The organism is Spirulina sp. LEGE 11439, assembly GCF_059821285.1.
The window spans coordinates 81,541-99,611 of sequence record NZ_JCAMRX010000005.1; the positions used below are offsets into that span (position 1 = coordinate 81,541).

An 18,071-nucleotide genomic window follows, 5' to 3' on the forward strand; every position below is an offset into this window, starting at 1 on the left:
CAAACTCAAGAACAAGATAACCTAAAAATTAAAATTCCTCTCACTTGTTCGGTAAAACTCAATCTCTTTAAGTATTTTTACGACTTGAAATAAACCCTATTTTATGCTGTAAAATCTGAGTCCGTTAAAGAGAGTGCCAGTTTCCGATCTGGCATGACAGAATGGGATGAAGGGTGCTTCAGAATCAACTCTCTATCGCGATCGCAACAATGAATCATCGCAAAAGACTCAAATTTCTACTCCTTCATCAAGCCATTATCTCCACGATCGTTGCCGGAATAGGTTTTAGCATTCTCTATCGTACCGCGATCGTCGAACAGAAACATCGCCTTGTCGAAATTGCCAAAAGTCAAGCGCGGTTGATCGAATCTATTGCCGAGACTGCCGATAACGAAGAAATAACCCTCGAAACCTTACAACGATCTTACGCTAAACTGCACGGTTTTGTGAAAACCGGGGAATTTGTCCTTGTTAAGCGCGAAAGTGATGATATTAGACTTCTCCTCCGCAAAAAACACGAACCATACACAGAAACGAAACGGATCTCTTGGGAAAATCAATTCGCCGAACCCATGCGGAGAGCATTATTGGGACAATCAGGAATTATTAAAGGATGGGATTATCGCGGTGTCCCCGTTCTTGCCGCTTACGAACCCGTTAATAATTTAGGATGGGGGGTTATTGCCAAAATTCCTCTGAAAGATATTCGCAAACCTTTTATTAATGCGGCTGTAACAACAGTTTGTGCGGCTATTTTAGTCGAACTGTTAGCGACAATCATGTTTATGAGAATGGGTAAACCGTTAATCGATCGCCTCGAGGAAAGTGAGGCTCAAAATCGCACGGTTCTCGAAACGGCAGCCGATGGAATTATTCTGATTAATGAAAGCGGTAAAATTCAGTCCTTAAATGTTGCTGCCGAAAAACTTTTTGGTTATTCTGCAGAAGAAACGATCGGAGAAAAAAATATTTGTTTGCTCATCCCTGTTTTTGAAAGCCACAACGACTTAATGTTTTTAGTCAGTCGCGGTTATGCAGATTGTTTAAATTGTTCGCCAGAAATTCCTCTGTCTCAAACTCGGGAATTAATGGGGCAGCATAAAGATGGAACAATGTTTCCTGTAGAAATTGCCGTTTCTATTTTTAAACAGAAGCAAAAGATATTCTTTACGGCAATTATTCGCGATATTACCGATCGCAAAAAAGCTCAAGCAGAATTAGAAGATGCCGCACGAGAAATTTCTTCGCTTAACGAACGTCTGAAGGCAGAAAACGAACACTTAATCGAAATTGACAAGCTCAAAACTGATTTTATTTCTACTGTATCTCACGAATTGAGAACGCCGTTAACTTCTGTTTTAGGATTTGCTAAACTCATTGACAAAAGATTAAAAGATACTGTTTTTCCATCCGTTGATTTGGAAGAGAAAAAAGTTAAACGTGCAGTCAAACAAGTCGGAGAAAATATTAATATTATTGTTGCTGAAGGAGAGCGTTTAACAGCTTTGATCAATGATGTTTTAGATATTGCCAAGATGGAAGCCGGAAAAGTGGAATGGAAAATGGAACCTCTTGATGTTGGCGAATTATGCGATCGCGCTATTGCGGCAACTTCTGCTCTATTGTGTTCTAAAGATTTGCAACTGATTCAAGAGATCGAACCTAATTTACCGCCAATTTTAGGCGATCGCGATCGTCTTATCCAAGTAATTATTAATCTCCTTTCCAATGCTGTTAAATTCACCGAACGCGGATTGGTAACTTGTCAGGTTAAACAAATCGATAATACCGTTACTTTTAGTGTTATCGATACCGGAATTGGCATTACCCCGGAAAACTTACCCAAAGTATTTGAAAAATTCAAACAAATCGGCGATACTTTAACTGACAAACCGAAAGGAACGGGTCTGGGATTGCCCATTTGCAAGCAAATCATCGAGTATCATAGTGGTAAAATTGGTGTAGAAAGCGAACTCGGTCAAGGAAGTAAATTTTTCTTTAGTTTACCGATTCAAAATGTCCAACCCATTCCTGAAATACCTTTGAATGTCGATACACTATTACACCAACTTCAATACCGTGTCAAAGCAAAAGAAAAAATAGATGAAGAACACAATAAAATTATTCTAATTGTTGATGACGATGCCAATATACGCCGTTTGCTTCGACAAGAATTAGAAGTCCGCAATTATGATATTGTTGAAGCAGCCGATGGTTTAAAAGCCATTCAGCTTGCTAAATCTGTTAAACCCGATCTGATTGTTATGGATGTGATGATGCCACAAATGAACGGAGTTGATGCGGCAGCCGTGATTAAAAACGATCCCAATACCTTAGATATTCCTATTGTCATGCTCTCGATTTTAGAAAATAAAGAACGAGGTTATCAGGTGGGAGTCGATCGCTTTCTCAGCAAACCCATTCAAGGCGATATTTTATTAGCAGAAATTGACTTTCTTTTAACTCAAGATCGTCACTCAAAAGAAGTCTTAATTTTAGACAAAGATCGCTCAACTGTACAGGTTCTATCTGAAGTATTAAAGACAAAAGGTTATCATGTTGCTGAGGCTTTGAATGGAGAGGAATTTCGCGAAAAAGCCGCACAAGTTAAACCCGATCTCGTCATTGCAAATGCTAACCTTTGGCAACAATCAGAGGTCGTACAAACTCTGCGATTTGAAAAAGGGATGGAAAATGTATTTTTTATCCTCTTAGCTGACGAGGAGACTCATGACAAAATTCTGTCTGAAACGGTTACTCGCTAAAAAGGAAACACAACAACTCATCCAGCAAACTATCACCGCGATCGCTTCCGAGATCGCGATTATCGATCTGCAAGGCAATTTATTAATCGGAGAAGATTCTGCCGAATTAAGGCTTCCAGAAAAATATCCCATTCAAATCAACGATCTGATTGTCGGTTGGGTGAAAGGAGATGAGAAAGCTGCTACGATCGCCAATTTACTCAGTTATTTAAGCAAGCGAGAACAAGAAAAAAGAGAGTTGGCCCGAGAAACGTTGGAACGCTATAAAGAATTAAATTTACTTTATAGTATTTCTGATAAGATCACCTCACAATTAAAATTAGAGGAAGTCGCTCAATTAGTTCTCGATGAAGCCAAGCGCTTAATTACAGCAACGACGGGTTGGGTATTATTATTAGAAGAAGAAAAGTTACGAAAAATTGCTTTTTTTGGAGAAGTAGAAGGCAATCCAAATCTCGAGCAAGAGATCGTGAGCTTGCTTTTAGATACAGGAAAAGGAGAGATTTTAAACGAGATCGATCGCGATATTCATCATTTGTCCAATCGAGATCGCTTGAACTCTTTGATTTGCGTTCCTTTGAAAGGACGAGATAAAATTTTGGGAGCAATTGCGATCGGAAGTCATGAGAATAAATATTATACCGCCGCCGAATTAAAGTTATTAAATACTTTAGCTTCCCAAGCTGCAACAGCCATTGAAAATGCAATTTTATATCTCAAACACCTCCAAGAAGAACGCATTAAAAGCAATTTGGAACGCTATATTTCCTCTGCCGTAGTCGAAACAATTTTAGCCGATCGCGATCTCGCTGTCTTACAACCCAAACGCCGCAATGTCACGGTTCTATTTTCTGATATTCGCAACTTTACAACAAAATGTGAAGAACTTCCCCCAGAAAAAATTGTCAGTTACCTTAATGAATATTTTACCCACATGGTTGATGTTATTTTCAATCATCAAGGCACAGTCAATAAATTTGTGGGTGATATGATCGTCGCTTTATTTGGAGCCCCTGCGGTGATTGCCGATGCCGAAAAACGCGCGATCGCCACGGCAATTGATATGCAAAAACGCCTCGATCTCATTCCTCGTCGCTGGATCGGGGAAAATTTTCTCACTGGGATCGGGTTAAGCTCGGGAAGTGTTGTTGTCGGGAATGTTGGCTCTCCCACCCATACCGACTATACTGCGATCGGCGATGAAGTTAATATTGCCTCGAGACTACAATCTTTAGCCAAAGGAGGGCAAATTTTAGTCAGTCGCAGCGTTTACGAAAAAACTTATATTGATTTCCGCTTTAAGGAATTTGGTACAATTCATGTGAAAGGGAAGCGAAAAGCAGTAGAAGTCTTCGAGGTTTTATACTAAAATTTAACTTTAACTTTAACGTTCTCGAATAGAAAAATGAGTGGAAAAATTTTAATTGTTGACGATGAACCACATATTAGAATGCTTCTCGAACAAACTTTGGAAGAGTTGGAAGATGAAGGCGTTGAGTTGTTAATTGCTAATAATGGAGAAGATGCCCTCGCACAAATTAAAATAGAACAACCGAATTTGGTTTTTCTCGATGTCATGATGCCCAAAATGAATGGATTTGATGTTTGTCAAAATGTGAGAAAAGAGTTTGCATCCCAAGAGATTTTTATTATCATGTTAACAGCCAAAGGTCAAGAGTTTGACAAACAAAAAGGGAAAGAAGTCGGCGCGGATTTATATATGACAAAACCCTTCGATCCCGATGAAGTCTTGGAAAAAGCGATCGCTATTCTTAACTTATAAAAGTTATGAACAGAATTTGCGATCGCTGAACAAAAGGTATACAATTTAAGAAAAAGTGTTTGTTTTTGACTCGATATATCGAAGATTGCGATCGCTCTTACTCAATCTTTTTTAAGATTCATGCCAGTCTCACAACTCAGATCGCTTTAGCATTAATTGTATTTATTAGAACAAACTCATGTCTCAAATCGTACAAAAAATCCTCAAAATTCATACTACAGGAAAATCTTTTCATAATATTACTTATCCCATTCAAGATTTAGTTTCCGAATCTCATGTAAAAATCGGTTTATGTACGATTTTTATTCGCCATACTTCAGCCAGTCTCGTCATTCAAGAAAATGCAGATCCCGATGTTCTGAAAGATTTAGCAAATTTTTTTAGCAAACTCGTTCCTGAAGATGGAAAAAGTTATATTCACGATGCAGAAGGCTCTGACGATATGCCGGCTCACATTCGTTCTGCTTTAACGCGAACCTCAGAACAAATTCCGATTTCTGAAGGAAAATTAGTCTTGGGAACGTGGCAAGGAATTTATCTTTGGGAACACCGTCACTATCCTCATCATCGTCAAATTGTTATTCATGTGGATGGAAATTAAATTTATTAGATAATTACTCTCAATTTTACCTTTCTCTTGTTTTGCGAGCGACTGATAATAAATTTAAGAGAATGTTCTTGTCTTGTCCTACCATAAATAGTATACTTAACGGAAGACTATACCGCGATAGCTGGTTTGTTAAAGGAGAAAGTTAATGATAGAAACCTCCTCTATAATTAGGATTAAGATTAAGATGCGATCGCCGATTTGCCTCAATCTCTTTCACCCTAAATTGGGAGAAAATAACGCTCATGTATGATTTCGATCGCGAAGACAGCGAAATATTAATGCACCGTCATTCTCTATCTGGTAGTGTTGATGTGCGCCATCCCGTACGAAATTTAACTCGTGGGATTAGCATGGGTTGGCTGCGGATTTGTGCTTTTATGCTCCTTGATGCTGGATTAGTAGCCTTTGCTTGGTTCATTGCCAAACGAGTCGGAAAAGCCGTTCATTGGTTGCAAACTGTTGATTCTTTTGCCCTCTTACAGCGCAATCCAGAACAAACGGGATTTTTACTGCCAATTTTAGTGATTACATTAGGAATTATTGCGGCTGCAGGCTTGTATGGAGAACGATCCAGTCGTCGTAAATATTTAAGTTTGGTAGCTTGTCTGACCTTATCTCAATGTCTTTTAATAGTTTTAACATTTCTGTATCAACCCGGTATTATTTTTTCCCGTTCGACGTTTTTATTAGCTTGGTTTTTTACCGTATTTTTTGTGCTTGCTGGACGATTGCTCGCAGAAACATTCATTACATCATTGCGCCGTGAAGGTGCCGTGACTCGGCGCATTGCTCTCATGGGATATCCCGATGATATGGAGCAAGCTAAATTAATGTTGCAATTGTCGAGTAAGAAAGAATTTGAAATTGTTGAATGTATCGATCTCAGCGATCCCGAAACTTACGATTTATGGTATGAAACGTTAGATCATGTTTATTATCGAGGAGTGGGGGAAATTTTTGTTTGTTCTTGGAAAGCTATTCCCAATCCTTTGGATTGTTATTGGAGTGTTAAATCGGCGGGTTTAAATTTACGAATTGTGCCGATCGATCTGGAAATTCCCAATCAATATCCGAGGATTGAACTCCTCGGAAAAATGCCTACCATTCGATTTTCTCCTCCAGCTTTAGTAGGGGGTGATTTTTGGCTGAAGCGAAGTTTCGATCTGATTGCCTCGGCTGGAATTCTTTTATTTGCCAGTCCACTTTATATTGCGATCGCACTCTTAATTAAATGGGATTCTTCTGGGCCGATTTTTTTCAAACAACAAAGAGTGGGTTTGCGAGGAAAATCTATTAAAGTTTGGAAATTTCGCACCATGGTTCAAAATGCCGATAAATTACAGAAGGAGTTAGAGAAACAAAATGTCACTAAAGACGGCGTTTTATTCAAAATCAAAGACGATCCGCGTATTACCCGAGTCGGTAAATTTCTCCGTCGCTACAGTTTGGATGAAATCCCTCAAGTGATTAACGTTTTGATGGGAAATATGAGCTTGGTGGGTCCGCGTCCTTTACCGCTCAGAGATGTAGAACGATTTGAAGAACACCATCATTTACGTCATAATGTCATGCCCGGAATTACCGGACTTTGGCAAGTCTCTGGGCGATCGGATATTACTGATTTTGAGGATGCGTTTAAGTTGGATATGGCTTATATTGAAAATTGGTCTCTCGCTCTTGATTTTCAAATTCTCTTTAGAACCGTGAGAGTGGTTTTAGGCAAGGAAGGCGCGTATTAAAGGTTGATTTATTTCTTAAAATAAATCGATAGAAACAAGACTAGAAGCAATAACCCTTCTATCTCTAAAATTCCATTTAATAATGCTGCATCTTGTGGTTGAGTGAGGAAATAAGAGCGAAAGAAAGTATAAGGAATCAGTTGAAATAAAATTAAACCTGCTACCAAAATAATAACGGCAAGAGGAACTTTGAAGAATAAGGCGATCGCAATACTAAAATCAAAAAGCAGCAGGACAATATCGAGAATGTGCCACAAGAGAGGAGTTTCCAGCCAAGGTGTACCACTCCAACCTAAAATATTACCAATGTGAACGAAACCGCCGTATAACAGAATGCAAGCAAGGATACGGAGGTAAATCGGAGTAAAAGTTTGCTGGGATGCTTCTTGAATGTGATTGAGAATATTTCTCATTGATAATGCGATCGCGAGCGTTAATTTTAGAATTATAGCAATCTGAGATGAATCGCAAAAAAGCCGCAAATTTTTACCAATTGGAAAACTTGAGAGAAAAGAGACGATGCGATCGCATCGTCTTCAATCTAGTTTAATTCATCACAGGATTTACTGAGAAACCCAAGAAGAGATCGCGCGATCGTAAGCCTGTCTTTCCTCAGCATTGGCTTTGCGGAGACAATCAGCGTGAATGCACTTTAAACCCTCAATATAATCGCGATCGCCAGCATAAAGCGGATTTTTGCGAAGTGATGCAATTAGCATCAGTTGGGTGAGAAGGGGGAGTTTTTGAAATGTATCAAAGCGGTACTGCACGGGAGACATGGCAATCAGAAGAGCTAAGATTTGAGTCGATTAATATCAAACTACCGATCTCGCGCCTAAATTTCCGGACAAAAACTCAATAAAAATGAACTATTTTTTCTTTAGAAAACGAATTTTTCCGGACTTTTATTGTGCCAGTAAATTAATTGTCTCCATAGAAATTTTCAACTATTCCCCAACACTTTTAAAGAAATCAATTGTATCTTTTAAGGCAACAATAAAGCGATCGATTTCGCCGCGAGTATTGTAAAAATATAAACTCGATCGCGCGCTTCCCGTGATTCCTAAAATACGATGTAAGGGTTGGGTGCAATGGTGTCCGGCACGAATGGCAACCCCTTCATGGTCTAATAGGGTAGAAAGGTCGCTTGCGTTCAATCCAGCCACGTTAAACGCCGCTAATGCAGCCCTGCCTTTTCCTTCCTGATTGGGTTGGGGACCATAGGTGTGTAAATTCGGGATTTCTGCCAGTTTTTTAAATAAATATCCCGTTAATTCTTCTTCATAGCTGTGGATCTTTTCCATCCCGATACTCGACAGATAATCGACTGCTGCACCCAAGGCGATCGCTTCGCCAATTGCTGGAGTTCCTGCTTCAAATTTATGCGGTAATTCCGCACAGGTAAAACGATCTAAAAATACATCTTGAATCATTTCGCCCCCACCTAAAAAAGGCGGCATTGCTGTCAATACATCCAATTTGCCATAGAGAAATCCAATCCCCGTGGGGGCACACATTTTATGCCCTGAAGCGACCAGCCAATCACAATCCATTACTTGCACATTAATCGGTAAATGCGGTATACTTTGACAGGCATCAATTAATACTTTTGCGTCGTATTGATGGGCAAGTTTTATAATCTCTTCTACGGGATTAATACAGCCCAAGGTATTAGAAACATGAACGACAGAAACTAATTTTGTTCGTTCTGAAAGCAAGATTTTATATTGTTCGAGATCGAATTCTTCTGTTGCTGTTAAAGAGACATGCTTGAGAACTGCCCCTGTTTTTTGCGCGACAATTTGCCACGGAACTAAGTTACTGTGATGTTCCATGACAGAAACAATAATTTCATCCCCGGGTTTTAGGTTATTTAACCCCCAACTATAGGCGACTAAATTAATCGCTTCGGTGGCATTGCGCGTATAGACAATTTCATTCCGCGATCGCGCATTAATAAAAGCTGCGACCTTATCTCGCGCCCCTTCATAAGCATCTGTTGCCTCTGCACTTAGGGCATGCGCCCCTCGGTGAACGTTGGCATTAATTTGCTCGTAATAATCCCGCAAAACATTCAAAACCGTGAGAGGTTTTTGAGACGTTGCGGCACTATCAAAATAAATTAATGGCTTTTCGTGTACATCTCGCGCCAAAATGGGAAAATCAGTGCGAACGCGATCGCCGAGGGTTTTTTCTTGCAATAAGGTCATTACAGTTATCAGTTATCAGTTATCAGTTATCAGTAGGGACGTTGCAGGCAACGTCCGTAGACCAGTTATTAGTTGTTAGTTATTAGTTATTAGTTATCCAATAACTAATAACTAACAACTAAAATGTACGACAGGCAATACATTGAGTGAGGGACTTTTGTAGTGAAGGAATGGGAATGCGATCGAGAACTTCGGCGGCAAAAGCATCTAATAACAAATTGCGAGCATTATCGAGATTGATACCGCGACTTTGTAAATAGAATAGTTCGTCTGCGTCAATTTGACTGACGGTCGCGCCGTGGGTACATTTGACATTATCGGCCGTAATTTGTAGTTGAGGTTTCGTATCGACTCGTGCTTGGGAAGATAGTAATAAATTGCGATTTAATTGTGCCGCATTGGTGAGTTGAGCATTTTGGGGAACGAGGACTTTGCCATCAAAAATGGCGTGTGCCTTATCGTCCACAATACATTTATGAAGCTGATCGGTTTTACCGTGGGGATAATTGAGAAAAATGGCGCTATGGGTGTCGGCAACTTGTTGTCCGGCGATCGCGGTTAATCCATTTAAAAAGGTTTCGGTTTGTTCTCCTTTTTGCCAAATGTCTAAATTATGGCGGGATAATTTGCCTCCCAGCGAAATTGCATTGCAAGTATAGTGACTGCTACGTTGTTGAGATACTGTGGTTTTACCAATATGAAAGCCGTCTCCAGATTCTCGTTGGTGGCGGGTATGATGGACGCGGGCGTTATCTTGGACGAACACTTCCGTCATGGAATTGGTGAAATAGGGGCGATTGCTGGGGACATCAGGACAATTTTCATCAATCACCCCGTACTGTTCGATAACTTGTAAACTCGCCCCCACTTCAGCCACAATTAAGCCGCGCGGTTGATAAAAAATTGGCGTTTTATCGGCAATGGTCAAGAAAAGGATGTGAATGGGATTTTCGACCACAACATTCCGTTTTGCCCAAACGATCGCGACATCGGGAAATCCTGTTGTATTGAGGGCGGTAAATACTTCTTTTTCTCCTTCTTGATGAACGATGTATTTGACAGCATCGTAACTATCTTCAAGCGGGAGTTGGGTTAAATTTCCTGCAAAAATACCTTCTGGTAACGCTGAAGTAGCGGATAATTCTGGGGCATAAATGCCATTAATAAAAACAATGCGACTTTGGGCGGCTTCTGGGAGGATAAATTGCGCGATCGCGTTCTCATCAAGTTTAACGGGTTGTGCGGGGGAAAAATCGATCGCCAGTAGGTCCGATAGATCCGTAAAGCGCCATTCTTCATCCCGTCGCGCAGGCAAATTGAGTCGCGACACATCATACGCCGCTTTTTGACGCAATTCTTGCAACCAGCCGGAAATTTCGGGATAGGTTCTAATGGTTTGACCTTCGCTGTGTCTTAATAATTTTCCCAAATATTCATCGCGATCGGCTGAAAGCGGAGAATTTGCAGAAACTTCACTTGCCATTATGACCTCACCTCCACTAATGATTCATCTTCGAGAAAGTCATAGCCTTTCTCTTCTAATTCTAATGCTAATTCTTTGCCGCCACTGGTGATAATTTTCCCGGTTTGCATCACGTGAACAAAATCGGGTTCGACATAATTTAACAGGCGTTGATAGTGGGTAATCATCACGGTCGCGTTCTCGGGATTTGCCAATTGATTAACCCCATTGGCCACAATTTTGAGGGCATCGATATCCAGACCCGAGTCCGTTTCATCTAAAATCGCCAGAGAAGGTTCGAGAAGTGCCATTTGTAAAATTTCATTGCGCTTCTTTTCGCCGCCGGAGAATCCCTCATTTACGCTTCTTTCTAAAAAGCTGGCGTTCATTTTCACGACCTCTAACTTTGCTTCGACTAAATCTTCAAAGTCAAAAGCATCTAGTTCTTCTTGCCCTAAATATTTCCGGCGAGAGTTATAGGCAACCCTTAGAAAATCTAAGTTACTCACCCCCGGAATTTCGAGAGGGTATTGAAAAGCGAGAAAAATTCCCTTTTGGGCGCGTTCTTCAGGTTCGAGATCGAGAATATTTTCTCCCTTGAAAATAATTTCCCCTCCCGTCACTTCATAATCGGGATGTCCGGCCAAAACTTTAGAAAAAGTGCTTTTTCCCGAACCATTCCGCCCCATAATGGCGTGAATTTCTCCGGCTTTCACTTCTAAATTAACCCCTTTGAGAATGGGCGTTCCCTCAACATTGGCAGTTACATTGCGGACGGATAAGATAACTTCGCTGTTCTCGTTAATCATTACTGGATTTCTCTTTTATCTATCAAGAATTTTTTGAACGGCTTCTACTCATTATCGCACCTGCTGACCCAAAAGAAGCGATCGGTAATTGTTCATCGTTCATTGTTCATTGTTCATTGAAATGGCTCCATTCTTGCTGTAAAAATGCCGACCAGAGAAGAAAGCAGACCAATCCCAGTCCGGCCAGCCCATCAGAACAGATAAATAAGTTCATTTTCCCAGAGAGGGCGGTGGGAGAACCATAAAAGTAATGGCCAAAACTGCCCAAGCTGGTGAAGGAATAAACATTCAATGGGAATGGAGAAGTGGGAAAGGAAGCGATCGCCTCCTTTATTTCTGAGGCAGGCAATGCCCGCGCGACAAAGATTATCCCACGGTTCCTTCTAATTTCAGACTCAATAATTTATCGGCTTCGGCGGCAAATTCCATCGGGAGTTGGTTGAAGACATCTTTGCAGAAGCCGCTAATGAGCATGGAGATCGCATCTTCAGAACTAATTCCCCGTTGGGCAAAATAAAAGAGTTGATCTTCGCCAATTTTTGAGGTAGAGGCTTCGTGTTCGACTTTGGCGGTATTATTTTGTACCTGAATGTAAGGAAAAGTATTCGCTTCAGCCGTATCCCCAATTAACATAGAATCGCATTGAGAGTAATTCCGCGCCCCTTTTGCTTTCGCTCCCATTTTTACTAAGCCGCGATAGCTATTTTGCGATTTTCCGGCGGAGATGCCTTTGGAAATAATGCGGCTGCGGGTATTTTTGCCGATATGCACCATTTTTGTGCCGGTGTCAGCCTGTTGTCGATTATTGGTGAGGGCGATGGAATAAAATTCCCCGACGGAATTATCTCCGACTAACACGCAACTGGGATATTTCCAAGTAATGGCGGATCCGGTTTCCACTTGCGTCCAAGAAATCTTCGAGTTGACCCCTTTACATAACCCTCGTTTGGTGACGAAGTTGTAAATTCCCCCTTTGCCATTTTCGTCTCCGGCAAACCAATTCTGCACGGTAGAGTATTTAATATCTGCGTTATCGAGGGCGACGAGTTCGACGATCGCGGCGTGAAGTTGATTGCTGTCGTACATGGGAGCAGTACAGCCTTCGAGATAACTCACGGATGCCCCTTCCTCGGCCACAATTAAAGTCCGTTCAAATTGTCCTGTATCTCCGTTATTGATGCGGAAATAGGTGGATAATTCCATCGGACAAGTTACGCCTTTGGGAATATAGACAAAAGAACCATCGCTAAACACGGCAGAATTGAGGGCGGCAAAAAAGTTATCTCCAGCCGGGACGACGGTACCGAGATATTTTTTCACCAAGTCGGGATGCTCTTGCAGTGCTTCGGAAATAGAACAGAAAATTACCCCTTCTTCGGCCAGTTTTTCTTTAAAAGTCGTGGCGATGGAAACACTATCAAAAATGGCATCAACGGCAACATTACCCAGTCGCTTTTGTTCTGAGAGAGGAATGCCCAGTTTATCAAATGTTTCGAGGAGGGCGGGATCGACATCATCAAGACTGTTGAGTTTTTCTTTGCTTTGTTTGGGAGCAGAATAATAAATGATATTCTGATAGTCAATGGGAGGATAGCCCACGTGCGCCCAATCCGGTTCTGCCATTTCCAACCAATGTCGATAGGCTTTGAGGCGAAAGTCGAGCATGAATTTTGGCTCGTTCTTTTTGGCAGAAATCAGGCGAATGACATCTTCGCTAAGTCCGCGAGGAATGGTATCAGTTTCGATATCGGTGACGAAACCGTATTTATAGGGTTGGTTGACGAGGGTTTTAACCGTTGTGGCGCTCATTGATGCTGGGTTCTCCTTGATAGGCTCCGCTTGGACTCAGAGTTAAACAACGATTTGGTTGTTTAACTGTTTATAGGCTACATTAACAACAAGGATGTTGTCAAAGTCTGACGCAAAATTTTTTTCATCTCTTTTATTCTGTAGTCGCGATCGCTCTCTATTCAAATCATGACCGCAAGCCAACACGTTTCCACCAAAGAAGAAATCCTCCGCTATCTCCTCAAATCCGGTCAAGCGACGGCTCATGAATTGGCCGAAGCCTTAACGATCAGTCCGCAAGCCACACGACGGCATTTGAAGGATTTAGAAACGTCTGAACTCATTGTATACCAGTCAGTACAGGCGGGGATGGGTCGTCCCCAGCATAAATATTCCCTTTCTCATCGAGGCAAGGATCATTTTCCGCACCGTTACGGCGAATTTACGGTGTCGTTTTTGGATACTTTGGTCGAAACTGTGGGAGAGGAGCAAGTCGGGGAAGTTTTTCACAAGCAATGGCAAAGAAAAGCAGCAGTATATCGCGATCGCCTTGGACAAGGAGCTTTAAAGGAAAGAGTTGAGACTTTAGTGGGGATTCGTCAAGAAGAAGGCTATATGGCAGAGTTACATTCGATAACGGCGGAAAATGGCGGTGAGGAGTATATTTTTGCCGAGCATAATTGTGCGATTTCTGATGTTGCGGAGTCTTTTCCGAAAGTTTGCGACCACGAGTTAGAGATGTTTGAGGCAATTTTACCGGATTGTACGGTGGAGCGGACTCACTGGATTAATGATGGGGAACATCGTTGCGGCTATTCGGTGCGAGCAAAGTAGGAGTTAAAGATTGACTTCTCTCCGCTCTCAAGAGACGGAGATTCATAAGTAGCAAACAAACTCTTAAAAGCATAGTAAATGAATTAAGGTTGATAGATGCAGAACTGAGCAAACAGTTGAAACGCCTATATATTAAGGTTTTGGTTGAAATCGGGATGACAGGATTTGAACCTGCGACCCCTTCGTCCCGAACGAAGTGCGCTACCAAGCTGCGCTACATCCCGATATAAGATATTTTTTCTTACAGTTTCTGATTATAGCAGTTTTTCCTTGTCCCGAGGGCTAAAATGCGATCGCCAGCAAAAATTTTTGGTTAAATTGTCTGATTCAGTCGATTATCCCTAGGGGTTTGACGCTAATTTCTGTAAGATAGGCATATTATACAAGACAGTTTGAGAAGATTTGCCATGTCTTTAGATAGCCTGAAACCCGCTCAAAAAGCAGCGTGGATGGTATATCAGCCTTACTTTCAAGGGCAGAAACGCCAGATTCTCCCTTATGCCATCGGTCTCTACCAAAAAGGCTCTCTAGAAGGAGAACGCCCCATCGAGGGTCGAGAAGAAGGCGTTCCTTTTGTGGCGACGTGGTTTGTCTCCAAACTTCCCGCAGAACTCACGCGTTGTCGCCTACAATTTGACGGTAATGCGGAACTCAGTTATGAAGTCGATATGCAAAATTCAGAATTTGTAGATCACTTAATTGAAGTCATCGCCAGCTATAAACGCACGAAAATTACCGACTTTTCGAGAGGATTTTATCGTAAATTATTACGAGCCGAGGGATAAGTCCACAAAATTCAACCATTAGAGTCAAAAATGGAGTGAGGGTGATGCCAAAGACCAAATGTTTATTAGTCGGATCGACTGAAGTATATGGCGGGAAGTCGGCAACAATTGTCGGAATAGCCCATCAACTTCAACAAAAAGGAATCGCGATCGGTTACGGAAAGCCTCTGGGAATCTATCCTCGTCAAAGTCTGGATCGGAATCTGTCCGATCCCAGCGAAGAGGATGTACGCTTTATGACTGATGCCCTCGCTCTTTCAGAAAGCCACCGCAAAGCCCCTATATTTTGTTTGGATGGATTAACCATCCGCAAACAATTACAAAGTGGCAATAGACAGGATAACTCCGAATTACTGAATACTTATATCAGCGATATTGCAGGGGATTTAATTTTGCTCGAAGGTCCTGCGAATCTTTCCGAAGGACAGTTATTTGATTTATCCTTAGCTCAGATGGCTAAGCAACTGAATGCACCGATTTTGTTGGTGGCTCGCTATCACTCCTTAGAATTGCTCGATCGCCTCTTGGCTGCCAAAATACAGTTAGGCGATCGTCTCTTAGGCGTATTAATCAGCGATATTCCCGAGCAAGACTGGCAATTGGTAGAAACCGAGATCGAGCCATTTCTCAAGCGAGAAAATATCGATGTTTTTGGCCGTTTGCCCAGCAATAATCTTTTACGCAGCGTCAGCGTGCGAGAATTGGCGAAGAAACTGGAAGCTAAGGTTCTTTGTCGAGAGGATCGCTTGGATTTAATGGTGGAAACCCTGACTATTGGGGCGATGAATGTCAATTCGGCTTTAGAATATTTCCGCAAGGGGAAAAATATGGCCGTAGTTACGGGAGGCGATCGCAGCGAATTGCAATTAGCGGCTTTGGAAACGTCAACCAATTGCTTGATTTTAACGGGTCATGCACCGCCTCAAGATTTTGTTCTTACTCGTGCCGAAGATTTGGAAATTCCTATTTTATCGGTTGATTTAGACACCTTAACAACGGTAGAAATTGCCGATCGCGCTTTTGGTCAAGTTCGTCTGCAAGAAGCCATTAAAGTAGACTGCATTCGCGAATTGATGCAAAAGCATTTCGATATCGATCGCTTGATTGGGGCTTTAGATTTGCAATTGGCTGCCGTTTAACGAAGTTCTGGCGATCGCAATTCTGCGATCGCCAAGTAAAGATAAGGCACTCGGAGAGTCAAATCGGTGGGAAAATTCACCCAACCCAAACAACGTGTTCGGAGATGTTGAAATCAACCGGAGAATTCACATTTTCCAATTGAACGAAGCCTTGGTCGAAGAAAGAAAGAATTCCCGTGGAATAATCGAAACCAAACCCTCGAGCCATACTCCAATCGGTTGCACTGTGTAGCAAAATAAGATCGCCTTCCGCACCGTTGAAATCGGCGATCGTATCCAGAGAATCAAGCGTCATGGAGAATAAGGGGTCGATTTGCTGGGCTGCATGGTATTTGTCTGCGTCGAAATCCAAAACTCCCGTTTCTGGATTGCGAGTATAGAACTGACGCATGACATGGATTCGGGCTCCATTTGGGTTAGATGGGTTCGACACCCAAGGATTGAAAAAGAACGAAAAATGATCGGCACCTTGACCCCCAACAAAAAGATCGCGTCCCTCGGAATCCACAAAACTATCATTCCCTTGACCGCCGTAGAGTTTGTCATCTCCCCAGAAACCATCGAGTAGATCGTTACCGCGATTGCCATAAAGAATGTCGTCTCCCGCTTGGGAATCCGACTCGGAATCATTATAGCCATCATCGCCAACGAGCAAATCGTCACCATCTCCACCATGAATCCGATCGCGATCGTTGCCTCCTATCAAAAAATCGGAATTGCGACCCCCAAAGAGTTTGTCCTCCCCTACTCCTCCATAAAGTATGTTAAAGTCGTCTCCACCGTACAAGCGATCGTTGCCTTTGCCTCCACCTAGATAATCTTTTCCCTGCCCTCCCGAGAGGAAATCATCACCTTCTTCGGCAATGAGAATATCGTCCCCACGACCGGCTATTAAGCGATCTCTGCCTGTTCCACCGAGTAAGATATCGTTACCCTCACCACTCCGTAAAGTATCGTTTCCGTCACCCCCATCAAACACGTCGTCCCAAAAAGGTTGAAACCGGATGCGGAAGTTGCTAAAGAATATAGGCAATTCATGTTCTCCTTGGTCATAAAGAGTCCATTCCATAAGATGTGCATAAGGGGCTAATCGATTGTCTGAGTATGGGAGTAGTGAGAATCGTAGCACGTCAGACATTCTTGCCGCGAAAGATTCATCATCGGGCAAGGAAATTCCCGAGCCTGTAATGGGAAAAGTCGTCCCGCTATACAGAAAATCATCTCCTGCTCCACCATTTAAGAAATCATTACCCCGACCCCCATAGAGGCGATCGCTGCCCATTCCCCCCGACAAGACATCGTTTCCTTCTCCTCCATAAAGGCGATCGTCTCCCAAACTCCCGTGAAGTCGATCGCTTCCCTTTCCCCCACGAAGCAAGTCATTGCCCGCACCCCCGAGCAAGAAATCGTTTCCCGTATCTCCGAGTAGGATATCGTTACCTTCATCTCCTTGCAGCAGATCGTCTCCTGCTTTTCCTCGCAAAATATCGTTTCCTTCTCCCCCTTGCAAGCGATCGTGGCCATTACTTCCTCGCAGGCGATCGCGACCCTCTCCTCCGTTGAGAAGATTGTGGAAGCTATTGCTAGAGATCCCTTCCTCGACAAGAGAAGGATTTGAAGATTGCTCGGTGACGAAGTGAAGGGTAAATGTGGTGAAGTCATCAATAAAAGAGGTAGAACCGGATGACGAGATCGGATCTTCGCTCACGAGATAAGAAATCCGGTAATGATAAGGTTCGACATTGCCAACGGAAAGGCGATCGTCCCCTGCTCCACCCTGCAATTCGTTATAGCCTTTGCCTCCTCGTAAAACATCATTACCTTCGCCGCCAAACAGGAGATCGTTACCTTCTCCCCCATGCAGGCGATCGTCCCCCTCCTCTCCATGCAAGGTGTCATTTCCTTTGCCTCCTCGCAGGCGATCGCTTCCCCTTCGACCGAAAATTAGATCGTCTCCTGCTAATCCCAAAATGATGTCAGATACCTCAAAACCGAGAATTCTGTCATTGCGTTGCGTACCGACGATGCGCGTCATGTTTCTTGCCCCCAAAGTCCGGATTTCCTCTATCGTTAGAATCACGGAAATTCACTGATGAAAACAAGATCGGTTCATCGGGGGTTTTAAATGGTCTTCTCGATCCTTTTTT

The 18,071-nt window shown here is 42.5% G+C and carries 16 protein-coding genes and 1 tRNA gene; 8 read left to right on the forward strand and 9 right to left on the reverse strand.

The features are described from left to right. The first annotated feature begins 209 nt into the window (after positions 1 to 209). The 5 genes from AC6RV6_RS05125 to AC6RV6_RS05145 all read left to right on the forward strand — a co-directional run bounded on the left by AC6RV6_RS05125 (position 210) and on the right by AC6RV6_RS05145 (position 6,897). Positions 210 to 2,765 (forward strand): response regulator, encoded by a 2,556-nt coding sequence (locus AC6RV6_RS05125; protein ID WP_500239469.1) that lies wholly within the window; start codon positions 210 to 212, stop codon positions 2,763 to 2,765. Then, entirely contained in the window at positions 2,731 to 4,134 is a 1,404-nt protein-coding gene (locus AC6RV6_RS05130; protein ID WP_500239470.1) for an adenylate/guanylate cyclase domain-containing protein, read from the forward strand. Before AC6RV6_RS05125 ends, AC6RV6_RS05130 begins: the two co-directional genes overlap by 35 nt. Before the next feature lie 36 nt (positions 4,135 to 4,170). Next, entirely contained in the window at positions 4,171 to 4,548 is a 378-nt protein-coding gene (locus AC6RV6_RS05135; RefSeq protein ID WP_500239472.1) for a response regulator transcription factor, read from the forward strand. 178 nt (positions 4,549 to 4,726) lie between these two features. Beyond that, the gene (locus tag AC6RV6_RS05140) at positions 4,727 to 5,149 is read left to right on the forward strand and encodes a secondary thiamine-phosphate synthase enzyme YjbQ (RefSeq protein WP_500239473.1); all 423 of its coding nucleotides are present in this window, start codon (positions 4,727 to 4,729) and stop codon (positions 5,147 to 5,149) included. Positions 5,150 to 5,400: 251 nt separating this feature from the next. After that, the gene (locus tag AC6RV6_RS05145; protein ID WP_500239474.1) at positions 5,401 to 6,897 is read left to right on the forward strand and encodes a sugar transferase; all 1,497 of its coding nucleotides are present in this window, start codon (positions 5,401 to 5,403) and stop codon (positions 6,895 to 6,897) included. A gap of 8 nt (positions 6,898 to 6,905) precedes the next feature. On the opposite strand, the gene AC6RV6_RS05150 is transcribed toward AC6RV6_RS05145, so the two are convergent. The 7 genes from AC6RV6_RS05150 to sufB form a co-directional block, all read right to left on the reverse strand. After that, positions 6,906 to 7,310 (reverse strand): hypothetical protein, encoded by a 405-nt coding sequence (locus tag AC6RV6_RS05150; RefSeq protein ID WP_500239475.1) that lies wholly within the window; start codon positions 7,308 to 7,310, stop codon positions 6,906 to 6,908. Between the two features lie 150 nt (positions 7,311 to 7,460). Further along, positions 7,461 to 7,676 (reverse strand): hypothetical protein, encoded by a 216-nt coding sequence (locus tag AC6RV6_RS05155; protein ID WP_500239476.1) that lies wholly within the window; start codon positions 7,674 to 7,676, stop codon positions 7,461 to 7,463. Between the two features lie 168 nt (positions 7,677 to 7,844). Next, a complete protein-coding gene (locus tag AC6RV6_RS05160; RefSeq protein WP_500239477.1) occupies positions 7,845 to 9,107 on the reverse strand; it encodes a SufS family cysteine desulfurase in 1,263 nt (420 codons plus the stop codon). A gap of 118 nt (positions 9,108 to 9,225) precedes the next feature. Beyond that, the gene (gene sufD, locus AC6RV6_RS05165; RefSeq protein WP_500239478.1) at positions 9,226 to 10,590 is read right to left on the reverse strand and encodes a Fe-S cluster assembly protein SufD; all 1,365 of its coding nucleotides are present in this window, start codon (positions 10,588 to 10,590) and stop codon (positions 9,226 to 9,228) included. Continuing rightward, complete coding sequence (gene sufC / locus AC6RV6_RS05170) at positions 10,590 to 11,378, reverse strand: Fe-S cluster assembly ATPase SufC (RefSeq protein WP_500239479.1); 789 nt, start codon at positions 11,376 to 11,378, stop codon at positions 10,590 to 10,592. The genes sufD and sufC overlap by 1 nt, the downstream gene beginning before the upstream one ends. 106 nt (positions 11,379 to 11,484) lie before the next feature. After that, complete coding sequence (locus AC6RV6_RS05175; protein ID WP_500239480.1) at positions 11,485 to 11,727, reverse strand: hypothetical protein; 243 nt, start codon at positions 11,725 to 11,727, stop codon at positions 11,485 to 11,487. A 17-nt stretch (positions 11,728 to 11,744) separates the two neighbouring features. Further along, positions 11,745 to 13,187 carry a Fe-S cluster assembly protein SufB gene (gene sufB, locus AC6RV6_RS05180; protein WP_500239482.1) on the reverse strand — a complete coding sequence of 481 codons (1,443 nt, stop codon included), beginning with the start codon at positions 13,185 to 13,187 and terminating at the stop codon, positions 11,745 to 11,747. Positions 13,188 to 13,355: 168 nt separating this feature from the next. Here sufB and sufR point away from each other — a divergent pair, with 168 nt between their 5' ends. Then, positions 13,356 to 14,000 carry an iron-sulfur cluster biosynthesis transcriptional regulator SufR gene (gene sufR, locus AC6RV6_RS05185; protein ID WP_500239484.1) on the forward strand — a complete coding sequence of 215 codons (645 nt, stop codon included), beginning with the start codon at positions 13,356 to 13,358 and terminating at the stop codon, positions 13,998 to 14,000. Between the two features lie 150 nt (positions 14,001 to 14,150). On the opposite strand, the gene AC6RV6_RS05190 is transcribed toward sufR, so the two are convergent. Then, a tRNA-Pro gene (locus tag AC6RV6_RS05190) sits at positions 14,151 to 14,224 on the reverse strand. Positions 14,225 to 14,407: 183 nt separating this feature from the next. Between AC6RV6_RS05190 and ebsA the strand changes: the two genes are divergently transcribed. Beyond that, complete coding sequence (gene ebsA / locus AC6RV6_RS05195; RefSeq protein WP_500239485.1) at positions 14,408 to 14,785, forward strand: type IV pilus biogenesis protein EbsA; 378 nt, start codon at positions 14,408 to 14,410, stop codon at positions 14,783 to 14,785. A 44-nt stretch (positions 14,786 to 14,829) separates the two neighbouring features. Beyond that, positions 14,830 to 15,924 (forward strand): phosphotransacetylase family protein, encoded by a 1,095-nt coding sequence (locus tag AC6RV6_RS05200; protein ID WP_500239487.1) that lies wholly within the window; start codon positions 14,830 to 14,832, stop codon positions 15,922 to 15,924. Between the two features lie 76 nt (positions 15,925 to 16,000). Here the strand turns inward: AC6RV6_RS05200 and AC6RV6_RS05205 are convergent, their stop codons facing one another. Continuing rightward, positions 16,001 to 18,004, reverse strand: a complete 2,004-nt coding sequence (locus AC6RV6_RS05205) for a calcium-binding protein (protein ID WP_500239489.1) — start codon at positions 18,002 to 18,004, stop codon at positions 16,001 to 16,003. Between the last annotated feature and the right edge of the window lie 67 nt (positions 18,005 to 18,071).